Source organism: Microbacterium aquilitoris, assembly GCF_031932285.1.
GTDB classification, from domain to species: domain Bacteria; phylum Actinomycetota; class Actinomycetes; order Actinomycetales; family Microbacteriaceae; genus Microbacterium; species Microbacterium aquilitoris.
On record NZ_JAUZVT010000001.1, the window covers coordinates 1,346,679 to 1,365,575 of the forward strand.

General features: G+C 69.6%; 19 protein-coding genes. 16 read left to right on the forward strand and 3 right to left on the reverse strand.

The window, feature by feature from the left end; all coding sequences use genetic code 11:
* The first annotated feature begins 9 nt into the window (after positions 1-9).
* The 14 genes from Q9S78_RS06550 to dapF all read left to right on the forward strand — a co-directional run bounded on the left by Q9S78_RS06550 (position 10) and on the right by dapF (position 13,336).
* Positions 10-2,715 carry a DNA translocase FtsK gene (locus tag Q9S78_RS06550; protein WP_311869572.1) on the forward strand — a complete coding sequence of 902 codons (2,706 nt, stop codon included), beginning with the start codon at positions 10-12 and terminating at the stop codon, positions 2,713-2,715.
* Positions 2,716-2,746: 31 nt separating this feature from the next.
* Positions 2,747-3,313: a CDP-diacylglycerol--glycerol-3-phosphate 3-phosphatidyltransferase gene (gene pgsA / locus Q9S78_RS06555; RefSeq protein WP_311869575.1), complete on the forward strand. Its 567-nt coding sequence runs from the start codon at positions 2,747-2,749 to the stop codon at positions 3,311-3,313.
* On the forward strand, positions 3,313-3,849 hold the full coding sequence (locus Q9S78_RS06560) for a CinA family protein (RefSeq protein ID WP_018187204.1): 537 nt from the start codon (positions 3,313-3,315) through the stop codon (positions 3,847-3,849). The genes pgsA and Q9S78_RS06560 overlap by 1 nt, the downstream gene beginning before the upstream one ends.
* Before the next feature lie 149 nt (positions 3,850-3,998).
* Positions 3,999-4,319 carry a helix-turn-helix domain-containing protein gene (locus Q9S78_RS06565; protein ID WP_018187205.1) on the forward strand — a complete coding sequence of 107 codons (321 nt, stop codon included), beginning with the start codon at positions 3,999-4,001 and terminating at the stop codon, positions 4,317-4,319.
* Positions 4,320-4,326: 7 nt separating this feature from the next.
* Positions 4,327-4,548 (forward strand): DUF3046 domain-containing protein, encoded by a 222-nt coding sequence (locus tag Q9S78_RS06570; RefSeq protein ID WP_018187206.1) that lies wholly within the window; start codon positions 4,327-4,329, stop codon positions 4,546-4,548.
* 227 nt (positions 4,549-4,775) lie between these two features.
* Complete coding sequence (gene recA / locus Q9S78_RS06575; protein WP_018187207.1) at positions 4,776-5,834, forward strand: recombinase RecA; 1,059 nt, start codon at positions 4,776-4,778, stop codon at positions 5,832-5,834.
* Between the two features lie 2 nt (positions 5,835-5,836).
* Positions 5,837-6,559 (forward strand): regulatory protein RecX, encoded by a 723-nt coding sequence (locus tag Q9S78_RS06580; protein ID WP_311869578.1) that lies wholly within the window; start codon positions 5,837-5,839, stop codon positions 6,557-6,559.
* A gap of 65 nt (positions 6,560-6,624) precedes the next feature.
* The gene (locus tag Q9S78_RS06585) at positions 6,625-7,545 is read left to right on the forward strand and encodes an ABC transporter ATP-binding protein (protein WP_018187209.1); all 921 of its coding nucleotides are present in this window, start codon (positions 6,625-6,627) and stop codon (positions 7,543-7,545) included.
* Positions 7,542-8,420, forward strand: a complete 879-nt coding sequence (locus Q9S78_RS06590; RefSeq protein ID WP_311869580.1) for an ABC transporter permease — start codon at positions 7,542-7,544, stop codon at positions 8,418-8,420. The genes Q9S78_RS06585 and Q9S78_RS06590 overlap by 4 nt, the downstream gene beginning before the upstream one ends.
* 49 nt (positions 8,421-8,469) lie before the next feature.
* A complete protein-coding gene (gene miaB / locus Q9S78_RS06595) occupies positions 8,470-10,026 on the forward strand; it encodes a tRNA (N6-isopentenyl adenosine(37)-C2)-methylthiotransferase MiaB (protein WP_311869582.1) in 1,557 nt (518 codons plus the stop codon).
* A gap of 4 nt (positions 10,027-10,030) precedes the next feature.
* Complete coding sequence (gene miaA / locus Q9S78_RS06600) at positions 10,031-10,951, forward strand: tRNA (adenosine(37)-N6)-dimethylallyltransferase MiaA (RefSeq protein ID WP_311869586.1); 921 nt, start codon at positions 10,031-10,033, stop codon at positions 10,949-10,951.
* A 51-nt stretch (positions 10,952-11,002) separates the two neighbouring features.
* Positions 11,003-11,857: an alpha/beta fold hydrolase gene (locus Q9S78_RS06605; RefSeq protein WP_311869587.1), complete on the forward strand. Its 855-nt coding sequence runs from the start codon at positions 11,003-11,005 to the stop codon at positions 11,855-11,857.
* Complete coding sequence (locus tag Q9S78_RS06610; protein ID WP_311869589.1) at positions 11,850-12,431, forward strand: TetR/AcrR family transcriptional regulator; 582 nt, start codon at positions 11,850-11,852, stop codon at positions 12,429-12,431. The genes Q9S78_RS06605 and Q9S78_RS06610 overlap by 8 nt, the downstream gene beginning before the upstream one ends.
* Positions 12,432-12,469: 38 nt before the next feature.
* The gene (dapF, locus tag Q9S78_RS06615) at positions 12,470-13,336 is read left to right on the forward strand and encodes a diaminopimelate epimerase (RefSeq protein WP_116228414.1); all 867 of its coding nucleotides are present in this window, start codon (positions 12,470-12,472) and stop codon (positions 13,334-13,336) included.
* 6 nt (positions 13,337-13,342) lie between these two features.
* Here dapF and Q9S78_RS06620 read toward each other — a convergent pair whose 3' ends face one another.
* Positions 13,343-13,984: a class I SAM-dependent methyltransferase gene (locus Q9S78_RS06620; protein ID WP_311869596.1), complete on the reverse strand. Its 642-nt coding sequence runs from the start codon at positions 13,982-13,984 to the stop codon at positions 13,343-13,345.
* 78 nt (positions 13,985-14,062) lie between these two features.
* On the opposite strand from Q9S78_RS06620, the gene hflX reads away from it, so the two are divergent.
* The gene (gene hflX / locus Q9S78_RS06625; protein ID WP_311869598.1) at positions 14,063-15,577 is read left to right on the forward strand and encodes a GTPase HflX; all 1,515 of its coding nucleotides are present in this window, start codon (positions 14,063-14,065) and stop codon (positions 15,575-15,577) included.
* Positions 15,578-15,592: 15 nt separating this feature from the next.
* On the opposite strand, the gene Q9S78_RS06630 is transcribed toward hflX, so the two are convergent.
* Together Q9S78_RS06630 and lexA are read right to left on the reverse strand one after the other, a co-directional pair.
* Positions 15,593-17,503 carry a prolyl oligopeptidase family serine peptidase gene (locus tag Q9S78_RS06630; protein WP_311869601.1) on the reverse strand — a complete coding sequence of 637 codons (1,911 nt, stop codon included), beginning with the start codon at positions 17,501-17,503 and terminating at the stop codon, positions 15,593-15,595.
* 32 nt (positions 17,504-17,535) lie between these two features.
* Complete coding sequence (gene lexA, locus Q9S78_RS06635) at positions 17,536-18,201, reverse strand: transcriptional repressor LexA (protein ID WP_020098309.1); 666 nt, start codon at positions 18,199-18,201, stop codon at positions 17,536-17,538.
* A 304-nt stretch (positions 18,202-18,505) separates the two neighbouring features.
* Here lexA and Q9S78_RS06640 point away from each other — a divergent pair, with 304 nt between their 5' ends.
* On the forward strand, positions 18,506-18,880 hold the full coding sequence (locus Q9S78_RS06640; protein WP_311859501.1) for a LysM peptidoglycan-binding domain-containing protein: 375 nt from the start codon (positions 18,506-18,508) through the stop codon (positions 18,878-18,880).
* Positions 18,881-18,897 lie beyond the last annotated feature (17 nt).

The following is an 18,897-nucleotide window of genomic DNA, read 5'->3' on the forward strand; positions in this document are numbered from 1 at the left end:
GTGGAGAGTATGCCCAGGAGTAGCAGTCCGACCAGCAAACCCCGCGCGTCCGCGTCGGGCTCCTCGGCGCGCGCGAAGAAGGCCGATCCGGCCCCCCGCCGCAAGGCCGAACCCGCACCGCGCCACTACGTCGATGACGCCGATCGGCCGCCGATCGTCGTCCGCGCGTGGCTGGGCCTCGCGCACATCGCGGGCGGCATGTTCCGGGCGTTCGGATCCGAGTCCCTCGAGAAGGATCAGCGCCGCGACGGGTTCCCGTTCCTCCTGGTGCTCATGGCCGTCGCCGGTGCCGTCGTGGAGTGGTTCCTCATCGGTACCGAGGTCGGGACGAACATCAGCGCCTACTCGGTCGGTGCGCTCATCGGCCGCGAGGCCTTTATCTTCCCCGTCATCCTGCTGATCCTGGCCGGGTGGCTGTTCCGGCATCCGCCGTCCGTCCACGACAACGGGCGCATCGGGATCGGTGCGGGGCTGTTCATCCTGGCGGTGGCCGGTTTCTGCCACGTCGTGGCCGACCGGCCGAAGCCCAGCGAGGGTCTGATGGCGTTGAGCGCCGCGGGTGGACTGTTCGGCTGGGCGATCGGTGAGCCCCTGACGGTGCTGACCGAGGTGGGCGCCGGAATCGTCATGGGCCTGCTCGCCCTGCTGAGCGTGCTCATCCTGACCAAGACGCCGCCCAACCGCATCGGGCGTCGCCTGGGCGACCTCTACGCCTGGATGTTCGACGCCGAGCGGCCCGATCCCGACGCCGCCCCGGCGAAGGGACAGACCGGCCCGACGGTCGCGTTCGACGCTCCCGAGGACGAGAGCGATTCCCTGCCCTGGTGGCGCCGCAACAAGTCCGGCCGTGAGGAGGACGCCGACGGCGGCCTCGGAGCGGACGACCTCACGGCCCTTCTCGAGGCGAGCGGTGACGGCAGCTTCGACAACCCCGTCACGACGCCGACCCCCGAGGTCGTGCCCGACGCGGTCACCGAGATCATCGCGCCCGCCGCTCCCCGCACGCCCGGCCGCAAGCGCGACGCCGTGCCCGAGGCGCCGCCGGTTCCGCCGCTGCCCGATTTCGTGGCCGCGAACCTCGACTCCGTCGATCCGGATGCCGCCGACTACCGCCTGCCCTCCGCTGACGCGCTCGCGGCGGGGACGCCCCACAAGGCGCGCTCAGAGGCCAACGACGCCATGGTCCGCGCGATCATGGGTGTCTTCGAGCAGTTCTCCATCGACGCCAAGGTGACCGGGTTCTCCCGCGGCCCGACCGTGACGCAGTACGAGATCTCGCTCGGCTCGGGGGTCAAGGTCGAGCGCATCACGGCGCTCACGAACAACATCGCCTACGCCGTCGCCTCGAACGAGGTCCGCATCCTCGCGCCGATCCCCGGCAAGAGTGCCATCGGCGTCGAGATCCCGAACACCGACCGCGAGATCGTCACCCTCGGCGACGTCCTCCGCTCGCCGAACGCGCAGCAGGCGACGCATCCCATGACGATCGGGATCGGCAAGGACGTCGGCGGCGGGTACGTCGTCGCCAACCTCGCGAAGATGCCCCACCTGCTCGTCGCCGGCTCCACCGGCTCGGGTAAGTCGAGCTTCGTGAACTCCATGATCACGAGCCTTCTGATGCGGGCGAAGCCGTCGGACGTCCGCATGGTCCTCATCGACCCGAAGCGCGTCGAGCTCACGTCGTACGCCGGGGTGCCGCACCTCATCACGCCGATCATCACGAACCCCAAGAAGGCGGCCGAGGCGCTGCAGTGGGTCGTGAAGGAGATGGACATGCGGTACGACGACCTCGCGTCGTTCGGCTTCCGCCACATCGACGACTTCAACAGGGCGGTCGTCGCCAACGAGATCCAGCTCCCCGCGGGCAGTGAGCGCGTCCTGAAGCCCTACCCGTACCTCCTCGTGGTCGTCGACGAGCTCGCCGACCTCATGATGGTCGCGCCCCGCGACGTCGAGGACTCGATCGTCCGCATCACGCAGCTCGCCCGTGCCTCCGGCATCCACCTCGTCCTGGCGACGCAGCGTCCCTCGGTCGACGTCGTCACCGGTCTCATCAAGGCGAACGTGCCCTCGCGTCTGGCCTTCGCGGTGACGAGTGTCACCGACTCGCGCGTCATCCTCGACCAGCCCGGAGCCGACCGCCTGATCGGCCAGGGCGACGGTCTCTTCCTGCCGATGGGCGCCTCGAAGGCGGTCCGCGTGCAGGGTGCCTGGGTGGCCGAGAAGGAGATCGAGAAGGTCGTGGGCCACGTCAAGAACCAGGCGCGTCCCGAGTACCGCAAGGACGTCGAAGCGGTCATCGAGAAGAAGGAGATCGACGCCGACATCGGTGACGACCTCGAGCTCCTCCTGGCGGCCGCCGAGCAGATCATCACGACCCAGTTCGGCTCGACCTCGATGCTGCAGCGCAAGCTCCGGGTCGGCTTCGCGAAGGCCGGACGCCTCATGGACCTCCTCGAGGCGCGCGAGATCGTCGGCCCTTCCGAGGGATCGAAGGCCCGCGACGTCCTCGTGACGCCCGACGAGCTCCCTGCCGTCCTCGCGCGCCTGCGCGGCGAGGAGCCGCCGGAGGATGCCGCCCCCGCCGCCCCTGCGGCTGAGGCCGTCGCGACCGACCCTTACGGGCCTGACGCGGTGACGGAGCAGTTCGAGGGTTACGAGGTCGTCGAGTCCGAGGGCGATGAGGATGCCTGGGGTCTCACCGGCCGCGACTGACGTCGGCTGCGGGGCTCGGTAGGCTCAAGACGTGACGATTCCGAGGCAGCTGCCCAACGCCATCACGATCGTGCGCATCCTGTGCGCACCCGTGTTCGTCTGGCTTCTGCTCGCCGACGGCGGATCGGACGGCGCGCTTCGTTGGTGGGCAGGCGTCCTGTTCATCGTCGCGATCGCGACCGACGGGATCGACGGCTACCTCGCGCGTCGCTATGAGATCGTCACGGATCTGGGCAAGCTGCTCGACCCCATCGCCGACAAGGTGCTCACCGGCGCCGCGTTCGTGGTCCTCTCGATCCTCGGTGAACTCCCGCCGTGGGTGGTCGTGCTGGTGCTGGTGCGCGAACTGGGCATCACCGTCCATCGCCTCGTGGTCGCGACGGACCACGTCGTGGCGGCTGCGTGGATGGGCAAGCTCAAGACCGTCGCACAGGCCGTCGCCCTCTCCCTCGCCCTCCTGCCCTTGTGGACGGTCGTAGGGGAGTGGATCCACGTCGTCAATACGGTGACGATGACGATCGCCGTCCTGCTGACCGTTGCGAGTGGTCTCGACTACGTCGTCACGGCCATCCGTTCCAGCACGTCGCGCCGAGCATGATGCGCCGCACCGTCAGCGAACTGCCGGAAGAGCTCGAGGAGACCGCGGTGTCCCGCGGTCCTCGTTCGGACTCGGAGCGACTGGTCGAACGGCTCGGGGAACTGGGCTGGACGCTGGGCGTCGCCGAGTCGCTGACCGGGGGTCTGGTCGCGGCATCCGTCGTGTCCGTCCCGGGGGCGTCCTCGGTGTTCCGCGGGGCGATCGTCGCGTACGCCACGGATCTGAAGGAGCGGCTGCTCGGCGTGGACGGCACCCTCCTCGAGGCGCACGGGCCGGTCCATCCCCGTGTCGCCCGTCAGATGGCGGACGGCATCCGTCGTGTCGTCGGCGAGGGCGAGCCGGCCGACGTGGGGATCGCCACGACCGGGATCGCCGGACCGGTCTCCTCGGACGGCCAGCCCGTCGGCACAGTCCACATCGCCGTGTCGACCCCGCTCGGTTCGCGGGTCGAGTCCCTCGCGCTCGAGGGCGATCGGGACGAGATCCGGACGGCCGCAGCGGCCCGTGCGATCGCCCTCGCGGTGGAAGCGCTCTGAGCCGGGAATAGGCCTTGTTCCGAGCGCGTTACGACTCGGTGATTCCCACTCATTCCCCAGCACGCGGGGTCTAGGGTGACATCCAACGTGTTGTACCGTGGTTCCCCCGCAAGGGATTCGGTGGATCGCAGCTGAGGGAGGGCCCACGCATGATCCTGGTTCGTCAAGAGATCGGTGACGTCCTCCGCGACTTCCGGCTGCAGAAGGGTCACACCCTCCGACAGGTCTCCGGCAAGGCGAGCGTCGCACTCGGGTACCTCAGCGAGGTCGAGCGCGGTCAGAAGGAAGCCTCGAGCGAGATCCTCGCCGCCGTGGCCGAGGCCCTCGACGTCCCGATCTCCGCGATCATGCGCGAGGTCGGCGAGCGGATCTCGGTGCTCGAGGGACTGCATTCCCTCTCCGACGTCGTTCCCGACGACCTCGCCTCCCTTGGCGACGAGGTCCCGGCCCCCGAGCTGTCGCTGCGCTGACCACTCGATGCGTCACAGCGAATTCGATCGCGCCGTCGCCGACGAGTTCGGATCGGGAGGCGCGTCCCTCGTCTCGGACCTGGTGCTGACCGGCGTCGACAATCGGACTGCCCGCGAGGCCTTGGCCGCAGGTGTCGCTCCGCGTGATGTCTGGTATGCCCTGTGCGCCGAGACGGACGTCCCCGTGGACCGCCGTTACGGCGCCGGAAGGCTCGATCCACGCCGGTGAGTCGGCGTGTCGTATCGAAGATGCGTTCGATGCGGGCGTAGTCTCCTGCACAACGGGTGTCGTAGAGACGTCGTTCACGTAAGGGCCGGATCCGGCAGCGATGTCGGAGCCCCCTCCTAACGTGAATGTCGTCAGATGACACCCACGCCCTGTCGCAGCATCCGATCCGTCGGTGAGGAGCGCGACAGCCTACGGGCGACGGAACCGCGAGTATCAAGGAGTACGACATGCCCTCACCTGCAGACCGCGAGAAGGCCCTCGAATCGGCCCTCGCCCAGATCGACCGCCAGTTCGGCAAGGGGTCGATCATGCGACTCGGAAGCGACGAGCGCGCGCCGGTCGAGGTCATCCCGACCGGATCGATCGCCCTCGACGTCGCCCTGGGTATCGGCGGAATCCCTCGCGGCCGCGTCGTCGAGATCTACGGTCCCGAGTCCTCGGGTAAGACGACCCTCACGCTCCACGCCATCGCGAACACGCAGCGGGCCGGCGGTATCGCCGCCTTCATCGACGCCGAGCACGCGCTGGATCCCGGCTACGCCGAGAAGCTGGGCGTCGACATCGATGCTCTCCTCGTCTCGCAGCCCGACACCGGTGAGCAGGCGCTCGAGATCGCCGACATGCTGATCCGCTCCGGTGCCATCGACCTGGTCGTCATCGACTCCGTCGCCGCTCTCGTCCCCGAGGCCGAGATCAAGGGTGAGATGGGTGACTCCCATGTCGGTCTCCAGGCCCGCCTGATGTCCCAGGCGCTCCGCAAGATCACCGGTGGCCTGAACCAGACGAAGACTACGGCGATCTTCATCAACCAGCTCCGCGAGAAGATCGGCGTGTTCTTCGGGTCGCCCGAGACCACCGCGGGTGGTAAGGCGCTCAAGTTCTACGCCTCGGTGCGACTGGACATCCGCCGTATCGAGACCCTGAAGGACGGGTCCGAGGCGGTCGGTAACCGCACCCGCGTGAAGGTCGTCAAGAACAAGATGGCGCCGCCCTTCAAGCAGGCCGAGTTCGACATCCTCTACGGCGTCGGGATCTCGCGAGAGGGAAGCCTCATCGACTTCGGTGTCGAGCACGGCATCGTGAAGAAGTCGGGTGCCTGGTACACGTACGAGGGTGAGCAGCTCGGCCAGGGCAAAGAGAACTCGCGCAACTTCCTGCTGAAGAACACCGACGTGGCTGCCGAGATCGAGAACAAGATCAAGCAGAAGCTCGGCATCGGCCAGCCGAAGGCCGTCGCCGAGGATGCCGCGGTGTCGGACGAGCTGACGGCTCGCCGCCCGGCCTGATCATGACGGATTCGAACGGGGGCGAGCGGGACTCGCTCGCCCCCGTCATCCCGCTCTTCGGACGCCGGACGGAGGCCCCGGCCGACGCGGGCGATGTCACCGGAAACGGCGATGATCCGCAGCCGTGGCATGCGACGTGGATCGCCGAGCGTGCGGCATCCGAGAGGTCCGCGGCCCGTGCCGCGCACCCGGCGACGGGCACCGTGCCCGTCGTGGCTCCGGCGGGTGAGGATGCGCCCGCAGCCGTGGCTGAGCGGATCCTGCTGCGCAAGCTCCGGACGCGATCCCTCTCACTTCGCGAGGCGCGGTCGGTGCTCCGCGAGCACGATCTCGACGAGGCCGAGCTCGAGGGCATCATCGATCGGTTCGTCTCGCTCGGGTACCTCGACGACGCCGCCCTCGCCGAGCAGCTGATCGACAAAGCGACGTCCCGCAAGGCGCAGGGTCGCATGGCGATCGCGCAGGGCCTGTCGCAGCGCGGCATCCCTCGCGACGTGATCGACGAGGCGCTCGATCAACTTCCCGACGATGAGGCCGAGAGGGCTCTCGAGTTCGCACGGTCCAAGGTGCGGGGGCTCGAAGGGCTCGATCGCGATACGGCCCTCCGGCGCCTCGCCGGTCAGCTGGCCCGGCGCGGGTACGGCTCCGTCGCCCTGTCGGTTGCGCGTCGTGCGCTCGACGAGGCGAGCGCACCCCCGCGGCATGGGGTTCGCTTCGAACCGTGACCACGGTTGCGTCCATCTGACAGACTCGCCCTACGCGCGCCCGGCGCGGCCGGAGGAGTGTGCGCATGGCGATCGAGGTCGACGGTCTCGTGAAGTCCTACAAAACCGTCACCGCAGTCGACGGGGTCTCCTTCGCGGTGCCGGACGGCCAGCTGTTCGCCTTCCTGGGAGCGAACGGTGCCGGGAAGTCCACGACGATCGGATGCCTCACGACGCTGCTCCGAGCGGACGCCGGGACGGTCCGCGTCGCGGGGTACGACGTGTCGGCAGAGAGCGAACGGGTGCGGTCGCGGATCGGCGTCGTGTTCCAGCGGTCACTGCTCGATGACGGTCTGACCGTCCGCGAGAACCTTGCCCTGCGAGCCACGCTCTCCCACATCGACCGTCGGCGCTTCGCTGCCAGGCTCGACGAACTCTCGCTCCTCGTCGAACTCGACGAGTTCCTCGACCGTCCCTACGGCCGGCTGTCGGGCGGACAGCGTCGCCGCGCGGACATCGCCCGTGCGCTCATGCACGAGCCGTCGATCCTCTTCCTCGACGAGCCGACCGCGGGCTTGGACCCGGCGAGTCGTGTGGCGGTGTGGGCTGCGATCGATCGGCTCCGCTCCGAGCGGGGTCTCACCGTCTTCCTGACGACCCACTACATGGCCGAGACCGAGGAGGCGGATCAGGTCACCATCATCGACGCGGGCCGCGTCGTCGCGAGCGGGACGCCCACAGAACTGCGCGCTCGCCACAGTCGCAGCGTCCTCACCGTCACCACACGAGATCCGGACACGCTGTCCGCTCTCGCCACCCGCGGTGGACTGAGCGCGACTCGCGACGGCGACATCCTGACGATCGAGGTGTCCGACTCGCGGGCGGCACGGACGTTGCTGGCGCAGCACGACGAGGACGTTCTGGACTTCGAGTTCCGGCACGGTCGGATGGACGACGTCTTCCTCGCCCTCACCGGCCGCGGTGAGCTCGTCGGGGACGCCGCATGAGCATCATCGCGGCCATCGTGCGCCGCAATCTGACCCTTTTCTTCCGCGATCGGATGAACGTCTTCTTCTCGTTGCTGAGCGGGCTCATCCTCTTCTTCCTCTACACGCTCTTCCTCTCCCGGCTGCAGGTCGATGGTCTCGAGCGCACCCTCCCGCGCGCATCCCGCGGCGACATCGAGGCCTTCGTCGACAGTTGGATGCTGTCGGGCATCGTCCTGCTCACGACCGTGACCTCGGGGATCGGCGCGGTCTCCGTGTTCGTGGACGATCGCGCCTCGGGCCGGTTCGCCGACTTCCTCGTCGCCCCCATCCGTCGATCGCAGCTGGTGCTCGGCTACCTGCTGTCCTCGGTGTCGGTCGCGATCGTCATGTCGGGCATCATCCTCATCCTCACCGTGCTCGAACTCGGACTCGTCCGCGGCACGTGGCTCGGTCCTCTCGAGATCCTGCGGGCGATCGGTGCGATGGTGCTCTGCTGCGTCGCCTTCACCTCCCTCGGAGCCTTCGGGGCCTCCTTCCTGAAGACGACCGGTGCCTACTCCGCGTTCTCGACGGTCGTGGGTACCGTCCTCGGATTCGTCGCGGGTTCCTACATCCCGGTCGGGTCTCTCCCCGATGGCGTCGCGTCGACCATCAACGCCCTCCCGTTCGCCCAAGGAGCCATGCTCCTGCGCCTGCCGTTCACCGACGAGACGATCGCCGCTCTCGCCGGCGGGGACGCCGGCGCCATCAGTGACCTCAAGGAGATCTACGGGATCGATCTCTTCGTCGGCTCGAGCGTCGTCCCCGTGTGGCTCGCCGTCACCGTTCTCGTCGCCGTCGCCGTCACCTTCAGCGCCATCTCTGCGGCCCGCATCCGCTCGCTCCTGCGCTGACACCGCCCGGGGCGTCCCGAGGCGACGCGGCTCGTAGAATGGCCTGATCATGACCAGCCCTTCCGCTGCCCCCACTCTCATCGCCCCGTCAGACGCAGCCGTCACCGCCGACGGCCGCTCCCGCACCTACGAGGTACGGACCTTCGGGTGTCAGATGAACGTCCACGACTCCGAGCGTCTGTCCGGTTCCCTCGAGTCGGCCGGCTACATCCGTGCTGACGCGGGAGTCGAGGCCGACGTCGTCGTCATCAACACCTGCGCCGTCCGCGACAACGCCGCGGGCAAGCTCTACGGCACCCTCGGGCACCTGAAGAGCCGCAAGGACAAGCACGACGGCATGCAGATCGCCGTCGGCGGCTGCCTGGCCCAGATGGACAAGGACGCCGTCCAGCAGAAGGCACCCTGGGTCGACGTCGTCTTCGGCACCCACAACATGGGCTCGCTCCCGAGCCTCCTCGAGCGGGCGCGGCACAACGGCGAGGCGGAGCTCGAGATCCTCGAGTCTCTCGAGGTGTTCCCGTCGACGCTCCCCACCAAGCGCGACTCGGCGCACAGCGGCTGGGTCTCGATCTCCGTCGGGTGCAACAACACCTGCACGTTCTGCATCGTCCCCAGCCTGCGCGGCAAGGAGAAGGATCGCCGCCCGGGTGACATCCTGAACGAGATCCGTCTGCTCGTCGACGACGGCGCGATCGAGGTCACCCTCCTCGGCCAGAACGTCAACAGCTACGGCGTCGAGTTCGGCGACCGCCAGGCGTTCAGCAAGCTCCTGCGCGCGGCGGGCGAGATCCCGGGTCTCGAGCGGGTGCGCTTCACGAGCCCGCACCCCGCTGCGTTCACCGATGACGTCATCGACGCGATGGCCGAGACCCCTGCCGTCATGCCGCAGCTGCACATGCCGCTGCAGTCCGGGTCGGACCGCATCCTCAAGGCGATGCGGCGGTCGTACCGCAGCGAGCGGTTCCTCGGCATCCTCGACCGCGTGCGCGAGAAGATGCCCCACGCGGCGATCTCGACCGACATCATCGTGGGTTTCCCGGGCGAGACCGATGAGGACTTCGAGGACACCATGCGCGTCGTCGAGCAAGCGAGATTCGCGGGGGCCTTCACCTTCCAGTACTCGATCCGCGAGGGAACACCCGCTGCGACGATGCCCGATCAGGTCCCGAAGGAGGTCGTCCAGGAGCGCTACAACCGCCTCGTCGCCTTGCAGGAGCGCATTTCCCTCGAGGAGAACCAGGCTCAGCTCGGGCGCACCGTCGAGGCCCTCGTCTCGACGGGTGAGGGGAAGAAGGATGCCGCGACCCGCCGCCTGACCGGCCGCGCCGAGGACAACCGCCTGGTCCACTTCGAGGTGCCCGAGGGTTCCCCGACGCCGCGTCCCGGCGACGTGGTAACGACGGTCGTCACGCACGCCGCGCCGTTCCACCTCCTCGCCGACAGTCCGGACGGCGCGCCGCTGCGCATCCGCCGCACGCGCGCCGGCGACGCGTGGGATCGTGCGCAGGCCGACTCCTGCGGTCTCCCGGCTCCGGCCGGTGACGCCGGTCCGCGCGCCGTGTCGCTCGGCCTGCCGATGATCCGCACCGCGACGCCCGGACTCTGACCTCGTGGGCGCGGAGCGCCTGTGGGCGATCGTCGGAGCGACCGGGACGGGTAAGACGTCGCTGTCGCTGAACCTCGCCGAGGAGTTGATCCGTCGCGGCCGCGCGGCGGAGATCGTGAACGCCGATGCCATGCAGCTCTACCGCGGCATGGACATCGGGACCGCGAAGATCCCCCTGGCAGAGCGGCGCGGCATCCCGCATCATCTGTTCGACGAGTTCGATGTGACCGAGGACGTCGCTGTCGCCGTCTACCAGGAGAGGGCGCGCGCGACGATCCGCGGCATCCTCGATCGCGGGGCCGACGCGATCCTTGTCGGGGGCTCAGGGCTCTACGTGTCGAGCGTGGTCTTCGACTTCCGCTTCCCGCCCCGCGACCCGGCGCTGCGCGCCCGGCTCGAGGCGGATCTCGACGAGCTCGGAGCCGCGGCGCTGATCGAGCGGATCCGCGACCTCGATCCGGGAGCAGCAGATCGCCTCGATCCGCGCAACAGCCGGCGTGTCGTCCGGGCCCTCGAGGTGCTCCTCCAAGGGGCGGACACCCACGGCGCTGCGCTCCCTGAGGCGCCCGTGCTGTGGCATCCCGCCACCGAACTCGTCGGTGTCCACCTGGACCGTGCAGAGCTGGTCGAGCGCCTCGATGAGCGGGTCCGGGGGATGTGGCGGGACGGTCTACTCGCCGAGGTCGAGGGCCTCCGGGCCCGGGGTCTCGAGTCCGGTCCGACCGCGCCTCGCGCCATCGGTTACGCGCAGGCACTCGCGCAGCTGGGCGGCCGGATGGACGAAGAAGAGGCCGTCGCCGAGACTCAGGCGTTCACGCGTCGGTACGCGCGGCGTCAGGTCTCGTGGTTCAAGAGGTACCCCGGCATTCGGTGGGTGGATGCCGGGACCCCCGGCATCCGCCTCCTCGACCCCTTGACAAGCTAAAGCTAATAGCCGTAGCCTTCTCGTATCGAACACGATGCGAAGGAGACGCCGATGGTCGAGAAGATCCAGGTCCAAGGCGGGGAGATCGCGTTCGACGTGGTCGGGGACGGTCCACTCGTGGTTCTGGCACACGGGATGGGCGACTCCCGGCGCTCCTATCGCTTCGTCGTGCCGGCCCTCGTCGAGGCAGGGTTCCGTGTGGCGAACGTCGACATCCGCGGATGCGGCGAGTCGAGTGCCACGTGGGCGAGCTACAGCCGCGGTGACATAGCCGGTGATCTGCTCGCCGTCATCCGTCATCTCGGCGGTCCCGCGGTCATCGTCGGCCAGTCGATCAGCGGAGGTGCTGCGACGGTCGCGGCAGCGCGCGCCCCGCACGACGTCGTCGGGGTCGTCGAGCTCGCCCCGTTCACCCGCACGCAGCGATTCGACCCGGTCGGCCTGATCCGGCACCCCCGTCATCGGAAGGGCATGACCCGCCTGGCGACGATGATGCTCCGTGGGAGTGTGCCCGCGTGGCTCCGCTACCTCGACCTCGCCATTCCGCAGAAGCCCGCAGACTGGGCGCAGGAGCAGGCTGGCATCGCCCGTCATCTCGCCGATCCCGCGCGCATGGCCGCGCTCCGGGCCATGGGGCAGACGAGTCCCGCGGATGCGGGGGAGCAGCTCCCGCAGGTGACCGTGCCGGTCCTCGTGGTGATGGGCACGGCCGACCCGGACTGGGCGGACCCCCGGGCCGAGGGAGAAGGGGTGATCGCCGCGCTTAGGCCCGGCATCGGCCGGCTGGCGGTCATCGAGGGTGCCGGACACTACCCGCACGTCGAACGGCCGGGGGAGGTCGTCGACCTCGCCGTCCCGTTCCTGCGAACGGCTTTCTCGATCGGGACGGGGGCGGCGGATGCCTAGGGCCGGCCTCGACGTCGACGCCGTGACGCGCGCCGCAGCCGACCTCATCGACGAGCAGGGGCTCGCCGCCCTGACGATGACGGCGCTGGCGGAGCGGGTCGGCGTCCGTCCGCCGTCGCTCTACAAGCATGTGCCGGGCGGGCTCGTCGAGCTCACCCATCGGGTGGCGACCCTGGCCGCGCAGGACCTCGCGGGGGTGTTCCGTGCGACGCTATCGGAACACCGCGGCGCCGCCCTCACCGACGTCGCTGTCGCCTTCCGGCGCTATGCACAGGCGCACCCGGGTCGGTATGCCGCGACCGCCGCCGCCGAGCCGTCCGGTGATGACGACCCGCTCGCGATCGCGCTCCACGACAGTCTCGACGCCCTCGGCGGAGTGTTCGACAGCTACGGACTGCCGAGACAGGAGCACGTCCACGCCATCCGCATGCTCCGGAGCGTGCTCCACGGGTTCGCTGTCCTGGATGCCGCGCACGGCTTCCGGATGGATATCGATGTCGAGGACAGCGTCGCGTGGTCCCTCGATCTCATGGATGCGGGACTCCGCGCAGCGGGGTCGACTCCGCCGCGCTGACCGGCGAAGCGGCATCCACCCGCACCTAGACTGGGCGGGTGTCGACGATCGCATTCACGAAGGGCCACGGGACGGGCAACGACTTCGTCGTCGTCGCCGACCCCGACGGGTCGCTGCACCTGACCGGCGAGCAGATCGCCGCGCTGACCGACCGACGCTTCGGGATCGGAGCCGACGGGCTGTTGCGGGTCGTCCGTTCAGCCGCCATCGATGCAGGCTCTGAGACTCCCGACGCCGAGTGGTTCATGGACTACCGCAACGCCGACGGCTCGATCGCCGAGATGTGCGGCAACGGTGTTCGCGTCTTCGTGAAGTACCTCCTGAGTGCGGGTTACGCGACGCTCGGCGCCGGCGAGACCCTGCGCATCGGCACACGCGCCGGAACCAAGACCGTCACGCTCGCCGACAACGGATTCGAAGTCGACCTCGGCCTGTGGCGTCCGACCTCCGACGAGGTCCTCGTGCGGGCGCACGGTCTCAAGATCGCGCGCCCCGGTCTCGGCATCGACGTCGGGAACCCCCATGTCGTCGTCGCCCTCTCGAGCATCGCCGAGCTCGACGGGCTCGACCTGACGGTCCAGCCGATCCTGGACCCCGTCCCGGCAGCCGGCGCGAACGTCGAGTTCGTCGTCCCCGAAGAACCCCTCATCACCGACGGCGTTGGCGCGATCCGGATGCGCGTGTTCGAGCGGGGCGTCGGGGAGACGCTCTCGTGCGGGACCGGGGTAGCGGCATCCGCTCTGGCCGTGCGTCACTGGGCGGGCGCCGGTGCCCCGGACCGGTGGACGGTGGACGTCCCCGGCGGCCGTCTCGGGGTGCGCGTCGTGCGGACGGATGCCGGTGAGCGCGTCCTGCTCTCCGGTCCCGCGTCGCTCGTCTTCTCGGGCGAGATCACGCTCGCCTGACGTCGCTCAGGGGAGGGTGATCGTCCCCGTCGCGGGCGTGCCGTGACGGCGGACCTTCAGCACCCGGAATCCTCGCCCGGTCGCGGCACGGGTGACCGAATAGCCCCTGTCGAGGGATGCCGCGAGCCACCGCTGCAGCGAGTCGGAACCGAGATTGCGTTGCACGACGAGCCAGGCATCGCTGCGCTCGGCGAGCCGGGGAATCCACGTCTCGAGCAGTCCGTGCAGGACATCCTTGCCGACACGGATCGGCGGGTTGGACCGGATGGTGCGGAAGGCGACGTCGCTCGGAACATCTTCGGGCAGCACGGCGTTGACGTTATCGAGGCTGAGTTCCGCAGCGTTGCGGCGGACGAGGTCCAAGGCTCGCTCGTTGACGTCGACGGCCCACACCGTCGCGTGAGGCGCGTCGATGGCGAGCGACAGCGCGATGGGACCCCAGCCGCATCCGAGATCGAGAAGATGACCGCCCGCCGGGGGCGGAGGCGTGTTCGCCAGGAGCACCGCCGTCCCGCCGTCCACATGGTCGGGACTGAAGACCCCGCCCGCTGTCGTCACCTCGACGTCGCGACCGGCGAGGGACACACGGATGCGGCGGAGGTTCTCGGAGCTGGACGGGGACGCGCTGAAGTAATGGTCGCTCCCCATGCGACGAGCGTAGCGGAGGCGGTGGAAGCCGCGGGAAGCTAGAGTTCACGGATGGCCGCGAGGCCGCGAAAGGATCACATGACAGACACCACCACCCCTGCCGCGACGGACGAGCCGGTGGACCCGGTAGACCGGGTGCTGGCGCGAGCGGAGTCGCGTTCGGGGGTGCGCGTGTTCGGCGCCGCACAGGCGCTGCAGGACGAGAGCACCGTCGCCTACGGCGACACGGACGGCGACCAGTGGGACCGCGAGGAGCGCGCCGCGCTCCGCCGCGTCCCGGGGCTGTCCACCGAACTCGAGGACGTCACCGAGGTCGAGTACCGCCAGCTGCGGCTGGAGAACGTCGTGCTCGTGGGCGTCTACCCCCAGGGGTCGACGGAGGATGCCGAGAACTCGTTGCGCGAGCTCGCCGCACTCGCCGAGACAGCCGGGGCCGTCGTCCTCGACGGCGTGCTGCAGCGTCGTCCGCATCCCGATCCCGCGACGTACATCGGCCGCGGTAAGGCGGCGGAACTCCGCGACCTGGTCGTCGCCGTCGGTGCCGACACGGTCATCGCCGACACCGAGCTCGCGCCCAGCCAGCGACGCGCCCTCGAGGACGTCGTCAAGGTCAAGGTCATCGACCGGACCACCGTCATCCTCGACATCTTCAGCCAGCACGCGAAGAGCCGGGAGGGCAAGGCTCAGGTCGAACTCGCCCAGCTCGAATACCTCCTTCCGCGCCTGCGCGGCTGGGGCGACTCGATGAGCCGACAGGCCGGTGGCCAGGTCGGCGCCGGCGGCGCCGGTATGGGCTCGCGCGGTCCGGGTGAGACGAAGATCGAGCTCGACCGCCGACGCATCCGCACGCGCATGGCGATGCTGCGCCGTCAGATCCGCGACTTCAAGCCGGCCCGTGAGGCCAAGCGTGCCGAGCGCAAGCGCAACACGATCCCGTCGGTCGCGATCGCCGGGTACACGAACGCCGGCAAGTCGAGTCTGCTCAACAAGCTGACGAGCGCGGGCGTCCTCGTCGAGAACGCGCTGTTCGCGACCCTGGACGCGACCGTCCGTCGCGCGCAGGCGGCCGACGGTCGGGTCTACACGCTCACCGACACCGTCGGGTTCGTCCGCAACCTCCCGCACCAGCTGGTCGAGGCGTTCCGCTCGACGCTCGAGGAGGTCGGCGACGCGGACGTCATCGTGCACGTCGTCGACGGGTCGCACCCCGACCCGGCCGCACAGCTCGCGACCGTCCGCGACGTCATGGGCGATGTGGGGGCGCGCTCGACGAACGAGATCGTCGTCTTCAACAAGGCCGACCTGATCGACGCCGACACGCGCCTCGTGCTGCGCGGCCTCGAGCCGAAGGCGCACTTCGTCTCGTCGCGCACCGGCGAAGGCATCGTCGAGCTGCGCGCGACGATCGAGGACGCTCTGCCGTTGCCGGCCGTCGAGGTCCACGCGCTCGTCCCGTACGACCGCGGCGATCTCGTCAGCGCCGTCCACGAGTCCGGTCATATCCTGTCGACCCGTCACGAGGAGGGCGGCACCGCCGTCCACGCCCACGTGTCGGAGCGGCTGGCGGCCGAGCTCGCGCCGTACGCGCGCTGACCGATCGGCTCGGACTCAGCTGAGCGCGATCGCGGGGACCCCGGGGGTCTCGAAGCCGAACACCTGACCGAGGAAGGCCAGCTCGGATTCGAGCGCGTGCACGACGGTCTCCGCTCGTCGGAACCCGTGCCCCTCGCCGTCGTACAGGACGTAGGCGTGCGGCACGCCGCGTTCGGCCAGGGCGTCGCGGATGGCCTCCGCCTGCGTCGGCGGCACGACCGCGTCGTCCGATCCCTGCAGGAGCAGGACCGGCACGCGGAAGCCCTCCGTGTGGCTGAGCGGTGAGCGCTCGAGGTACAACGCCTCCGCCGCGGGGAGCGGCCCGATGAGACCGTCGAGGTAGCGGGCCTCGAAGTCGTGGGTGTCGGTGGCGAGCAGGCGCGCGTCTCCGACGCCGTAGCGGGAGATCCCCGCGGCGAAGACGTCGGTGCCGACGAGGGCCGCGAGCACGGTCCAGCCGCCGGCCGAGCTCCCCGCGATCGCCAGGCGCGCGGCATCCGCTCGTCCCTCCGCGGCGAGACCGGATGCCGCGGCTGCGACATCGTCGCGATCGACGACGCCCCACTGCCCGCGGAGCCGGTCGCGATAGGCCCGCCCGTAGCCGGTCGAGCCGCCGTAGTTCACCTCGACGACGCCGATGCCCCGGCTCGTGAAGAATGTGATCCGGCTGTCGGCCACGCCGCCGACGTGGGCCGTCGGGCCTCCGTGCACGAGGGCGATGTACGGCGGAAGTTCGCCCTCGGGCGCCGTGTGGTGCGGGTTGGTGGGCGGGTGATCGAACGCGTGGACGTCGCCGTGGCGGCCGTGCACCGTGAAGGGGCGCGCCGGGGGGATCCACTCGTCGCCGAGGTCGGAGCGCGAGCCCACGACGAGCGTCACGTCGCCGTTTTCGTCGAGCTGCCAGATGCCGGTGACCCCGGGCGCCATCCCCGACACCAGCACGCGGGATCCGAGGGCATCCTCGACGACCGCGCGCGATCGGACGGGGATGCCGGTCGCGCGAGCGGTCCCCTCCGCGTCGATGCGCACCACCTCGTCGGCGCCGTGCGTCCGGACCGCGACGATCCCGCCGTCCGGCAGGAGTGCGTACCACCGGACGCCGAGCACCCACAGTCCGCCTCCGGTGTCGGCGTCCGCGGGGGCGACCGGCTCCGCCGGAAGATCGGATGCCACGTCCCGCCGCCACAGGTTCCACCGACCGGCGTTCGGACCGGCCGAGGGGTCGTCGAGCCAGATGAGCCGGCCGGAGGCATCCCACTCCGGCTGAAGTGCCGCTGTCTCGCCGGACGTGATCGGGCGCCAGGTCGTCACGGTGCCGTGGGCGAGGTCTCCGACCCGGATCTGCGTGCGGTCCCAGGGCATGTCCGGGTGGTCCCACGCCACCCAGGCGAGGTGCCTGCCGTCGTGCGACAGCGCCGGTTGCGCGAGGAAGTCGCTTCCCCCGACGATCTCGCGCGCCTCGCCGCCGTCCTGGGGGATGGACACGATCGATCGCCGTGGCACGGGGCTGCCGTCGTGCACTTCCCGGATCGCGAGCAGCACCCCGTGCTGCCACCGCAGGCCGCCGTGACGGGCCTGCGGGTCGTCGGGGGTGAGCGGCGTCGGCTCCTCTCCTCTGCGGAGCGACCAGACGCGCTGATCGGACTTCTCGACGAAGAAGAGCCGACCGTCCTCATCGGTCGTCCACGACCCGCCGCCGTACTCGTGCACGCGGGAGCGCGCGCTCCACGGGGCGGGGAGGAGATCCTCGACCTCGCCGTCGACCGAGCGCCGGATCGACGAGCGACCGCCCTGATCGGGCAGCGACTCTCCCCACCAGACCTCGTCGGCCACGAAACGTGCACCGTCGTAACGCGGCGCCGCGGCGGAGGCGTCCGCAGCGGACAGGGGCGAGATCCACGAACCGTAAGGAGCGACCGTCGTCATGCCCTCACGCTACGCGGTGGCGCCCACCTGGATCACACGGCTCGAAGGACAGCGACGACCTTCCCGAGGACGACCGCGTCGTCGCCGAGGATCGGCTCGAACGCGGAGTTGCGGGGGAGGAGCCAGGTGTGTCCGTCGCGCTGGCGGAACGTCTTGACGGTGGCTTCGCCGTCGAGCATCGCCGCGACGATCTCACCATTTGACGCATCCGCCTGCGAGCGCACGACGACCCAGTCGCCATCGCAGATGGCGGCGTCGATCATCGAGTCCCCCGACACCCTCAGCATGAACAAGTCGCCCTTGCCGACGAGCTGACGGGGAAGGGGGAAGATCTCCTCGACCTGCTGCTCGGCGGTGATCGGCACCCCCGCGGCAATGCGTCCGACCAGGGGGACCATGGCGGCGTCGCCCACGGCGGGCGCGGCATCGGCCGGGTTCTCCCCGGCGGCGCCGGGGAGGTCGATGAGGACCTCCATAGCCCGGGTCTTGCCGGGATCGCGACGGAGGTACCCGCTCAGCTCGAGCTGATTGAGCTGATGGGTGACGCTCGAGAGCGACTTCAAGCCGACCGCATCCCCGATCTCACGCATGCTCGGCGGATACCCGTAGCGAGCGATCGACCGCTGGATCACCTCGAGGATCGCGAGCTGCTTGTCGCTCAGGCTCTTGCGCCGGCGGGTCTGCGGCTTGTCGCTCATGTCGTTCCTTTCACGGCCCTGCGTCCCCGCCGGTTTTCCGGGCGTCGGACGTCGAGCCGGGGGCACTCGCCTTCGAATGTCGGAGGTTGGTGATGGGCTCTGTTCATCGAAACCGTATCCGGTGTCGATGGGATCGTCCCGTAGCCGACCGCGTGTCGTCTTCGATCGATCTGCGGATAACCGCTCTCTTGACAGTGTACGAACATCGAAGATAGATTCGGAAGAGAACTTCGCACCCGCCCGTCCCGGCCGATGGGCGGGGGCGAAGATCTCATCTGACCGGGGTTGCCCCGAGGAGGACACCATGAACTCGATCACCACCATCACGCCCGCCCGTCCGGTCGCTGTCCGCACCCGTCTGCGTCTCACGACGCGTGGGCGCCGCGCCCTCATGACCGTTGCGACTCTGCCTGCCGTCGTCGCCCTGGGTGTCGGCATCCTTTCGGGCGGCGGCGCACTCGCCAGTGGCGATGCGGGCACGCCCGCGGGTTCTTTCAGCACCGTGACCGTTCTGCCCGGCGACTCGCTGTGGACCATCGCCCAGGACATCGCACCCGACAGCGACCCGCGTGACGTCATCGACGAGATCGTCCGCCTCAACGCCCTCCCGTCCACTGCCGTCGACGCCGGCGAGTCCCTCGCGATCCCCGCCTCCTACAGTGCTCAGGCGGCCGAATAAGGCGTCGTGACGCCCTA

Bases quoted from the DNA above. Each gene is read 5' to 3' on its own strand.
- Q9S78_RS06550 (WP_311869572.1), top strand. From the start codon at position 10: ATGCCCAGGAGTAGCAGTCCGACCAGCAAACCCCGCGCGTCCGCGTCG.
- Q9S78_RS06560 (WP_018187204.1), top strand. From the start codon at position 3,313: ATGCGCCGCACCGTCAGCGAACTGCCGGAAGAGCTCGAGGAGACCGCG.
- Q9S78_RS06565 (WP_018187205.1), top strand. From the start codon at position 3,999: ATGATCCTGGTTCGTCAAGAGATCGGTGACGTCCTCCGCGACTTCCGG.
- Q9S78_RS06570 (WP_018187206.1), top strand. From the start codon at position 4,327: ATGCGTCACAGCGAATTCGATCGCGCCGTCGCCGACGAGTTCGGATCG.
- recA (WP_018187207.1), top strand. From the start codon at position 4,776: ATGCCCTCACCTGCAGACCGCGAGAAGGCCCTCGAATCGGCCCTCGCC.
- Q9S78_RS06580 (WP_311869578.1), top strand. From the start codon at position 5,837: ATGACGGATTCGAACGGGGGCGAGCGGGACTCGCTCGCCCCCGTCATC.
- Q9S78_RS06585 (WP_018187209.1), top strand. From the start codon at position 6,625: ATGGCGATCGAGGTCGACGGTCTCGTGAAGTCCTACAAAACCGTCACC.
- Q9S78_RS06590 (WP_311869580.1), top strand. From the start codon at position 7,542: ATGAGCATCATCGCGGCCATCGTGCGCCGCAATCTGACCCTTTTCTTC.
- miaB (WP_311869582.1), top strand. From the start codon at position 8,470: ATGACCAGCCCTTCCGCTGCCCCCACTCTCATCGCCCCGTCAGACGCA.
- Q9S78_RS06605 (WP_311869587.1), top strand. From the start codon at position 11,003: ATGGTCGAGAAGATCCAGGTCCAAGGCGGGGAGATCGCGTTCGACGTG.
- Q9S78_RS06610 (WP_311869589.1), top strand. From the start codon at position 11,850: ATGCCTAGGGCCGGCCTCGACGTCGACGCCGTGACGCGCGCCGCAGCC.
- Q9S78_RS06620 (WP_311869596.1), bottom strand. From the start codon at position 13,984: ATGGGGAGCGACCATTACTTCAGCGCGTCCCCGTCCAGCTCCGAGAAC.
- hflX (WP_311869598.1), top strand. From the start codon at position 14,063: ATGACAGACACCACCACCCCTGCCGCGACGGACGAGCCGGTGGACCCG.
- Q9S78_RS06630 (WP_311869601.1), bottom strand. From the start codon at position 17,503: ATGACGACGGTCGCTCCTTACGGTTCGTGGATCTCGCCCCTGTCCGCT.
- lexA (WP_020098309.1), bottom strand. From the start codon at position 18,201: ATGAGCGACAAGCCGCAGACCCGCCGGCGCAAGAGCCTGAGCGACAAG.
- Q9S78_RS06640 (WP_311859501.1), top strand. From the start codon at position 18,506: ATGAACTCGATCACCACCATCACGCCCGCCCGTCCGGTCGCTGTCCGC.